Source organism: Aerococcus sp. UMB1112A, assembly GCF_030230715.1.
Lineage (GTDB): Bacteria > Bacillota > Bacilli > Lactobacillales > Aerococcaceae > Aerococcus.
This window is the reverse complement of sequence record NZ_JASPDS010000050.1, coordinates 1-2293: the sequence shown is the minus strand read 5'-3', so window position 1 is coordinate 2293 and position 2293 is coordinate 1. Positions and strand designations below refer to the sequence as shown.

The following is a 2293-nucleotide window of genomic DNA, read 5'->3' as shown; positions in this document are numbered from 1 at the left end:
ATCACTTTACATGAGGAAAAGAAACAGCAACTTAAATGCTTAAAAAGCGCTTTACTGCAGAAAATGTTCGCTAACAAGAACAAGAGTGGGGATCCGGATGTTCGGTTTAAAGGCTTTGACGAGAGATGGGAAAGACATATACTAAATGATTTAGCGATATTTAATCCGAAAGGTACTTTGCCTACATCGTTCGAATACGTAGATTTGGGTTCTGTGATTGGAGTTGAAATGATATCGCATAAAACGATCTCAAAATTTGATGCTCCATCGAGGGCACAACGCCTAGCACAAGTAGGTGATCTCTTCTATCAAACTGTAAGACCATATCAACAAAACAATTATTTGTTTGATAATAAAGATAATGCTTACGTTTTTTCAACTGGATATGCTCAATTAAGACCATTGATAGATGGTTATTTCTTACTTTGCCTCGTCCAAACGAAGAGTTTTGTAAGAAAAGTTATGAATGCATGTACCGGTACAAGCTATCCAGCAATAAATTCGCAGGACTTAGCACAAATTGGAGTTAATATTCCAATTAACTCTAAAGAACAGCGGTTAATCGGTAATCTTTATAAGGTAATTGACAACCTTATCACGCTTTATCAACAGAAATTAGATGACTTAAATACTATCAAGCAATCTCTATTACAAAAGATGTTCATCTAAACTAAAATCTTCCTAGCAAGATATTTGCTAAGGAGATTTTTATGCGCAAGAAACAAATTTTACTACATGACTATTTTGCTCAATGGATTGAGGTATACAAGGATGGAGCAGTTCGAGAAAGGACTCTAGATAAGTACTGGCTATCTCATCGCCATTTACAAGAAATTGCGCCTAATCTAAAATTAGTCGATATTACAAGACTTGAATATCAGCAAATCTTAAATACTTTTGCTCAAACTCATGAGAAAGCAACAGTAATGGATTTTCACCATCAACTGAAGGCTATGTTACTGGATGCGTATGACGAAGGCTATATTCAAAGAGATCCAACAAGGAAAATCGTGGTTAAGGGAAAGGAACCTTCCGAAAAGAAGTCAAAGTATTTGAATGAATTTGAATTGAAGTTGTTACTTCGTCACTTAGATTTGTCAACTTTCCCAAATTTTGATTGGATGATCCTTTTGATTGCTAAAACGGGCTTGCGATTTAGCGAAGCTTTAGGGCTCACTAAAGAAGACATAGATTTAGAGCAGCAAACGATCAACGTAGATAAAACTTGGGACTATAAGAGCTATACGGGAAGTTTTAAGCAAACCAAAAATGCATCGTCGGTTAGAAAAGTCCCCATCGACTGGAAGCTTGCTATGCAGCTCAATCAAGTCATTCAAGATTTGCCTAATGGAGAGCCTATTTTTGCCCAAAAGCGAGTTTTTAACTCAACAGTTAATAATTTACTGAAGAAGCACTGTGAGGAATTAAATATCCCTGTTATCTCTGTACACGGGCTGCGCCATACCCATGCTTCGTTACTTTTATTTGCCGGTGTTTCTATTGCAAGTGTTGCGAGGCGCTTAGGACATGCTGATATGACGACCACACAACAGACTTATCTGCACATTATTCAAGAACTTGAGAATAAAGACAACACAAAAATAATGCAGCACTTGGCTGCATTGTAAGGAAAAGGATAGCGACTTGGTGTCGCTATCCTTTTAAACTATATGAACATCGCTTGCAACATTGATCTTTTCACTTTTTTTAGCAATTCCAATTTGTGGTCATATAGAGAGATGGTTTGCTCGAGTTTCTGAAAGAAAACCCCAATTCTTTTTTGCTCGGTTATCATAGGAACTGAGATGCTCCAATTAGTAAACATAGGCAATCTCAAAGATGGTACAGTTCCCTGTGCGTTTAGCCTTAAAGCATGTTCTTTAAAACTGTATTTGAATAGACCTAATAAAAACAACTCGTTAATTCCGTTGAAGTTGTCAACTTTATATACTCGCTGATGTAAGGCAAACTTTCCGTTATAGTAATGAAAAATTTCTCCAATCCGTCCATCACCTGGAACCAAGATAGCCTTTGTATCAAAGTCGTATTCATTAAGCCGCTCTACTTTGTCCGAACGAACAAAGAAAGGATATTTACCGTCTGTGACAGAATCTTGGTGATTACGTGATCCAGTTGTAATATCAGCCACATCCCCCAGCTTACAATGCTCCCATTCATTACTAAATCCCTCAAACCGAACAGCTGGATATCCGTTTTTGTTAGCAAACATCTTTTGCAGTAAAGCGCTTTTAAGGCTCTCAAGTTGGTGTTTCTTTTCTTCATGTAAAGTGAT

Annotated in this window: 3 protein-coding genes; 2 read left to right on the top strand and 1 reads right to left on the bottom strand. The window is 37.1% G+C overall.

From position 1 onward, the window contains the following. Together QP860_RS10455 and QP860_RS10450 are read left to right on the top strand one after the other, a co-directional pair. Nucleotides 1–669 (top strand): restriction endonuclease subunit S (locus tag QP860_RS10455; RefSeq protein ID WP_191669808.1); only part of this gene is annotated, 669 nt, incomplete at its 5' end. A 41-nt stretch (nucleotides 670–710) separates the two neighbouring features. Next, the gene (locus tag QP860_RS10450) at nucleotides 711–1628 is read left to right on the top strand and encodes a site-specific integrase (RefSeq protein ID WP_003614140.1); all 918 of its coding nucleotides are present in this window, start codon (nucleotides 711–713) and stop codon (nucleotides 1626–1628) included. Between the two features lie 38 nt (nucleotides 1629–1666). Here QP860_RS10450 and QP860_RS10445 read toward each other — a convergent pair. Next, nucleotides 1667–2293, bottom strand: a 627-nt coding sequence (locus QP860_RS10445; protein WP_231543990.1) for a restriction endonuclease subunit S, incomplete at its 5' end; no start/stop codon positions are given.

What these genes read in the sequence shown, in the direction of transcription:
- QP860_RS10450 (WP_003614140.1), top strand. Translation starts at nt 711, where the DNA reads ATGCGCAAGAAACAAATTTTACTACATGACTATTTTGCTCAATGGATT.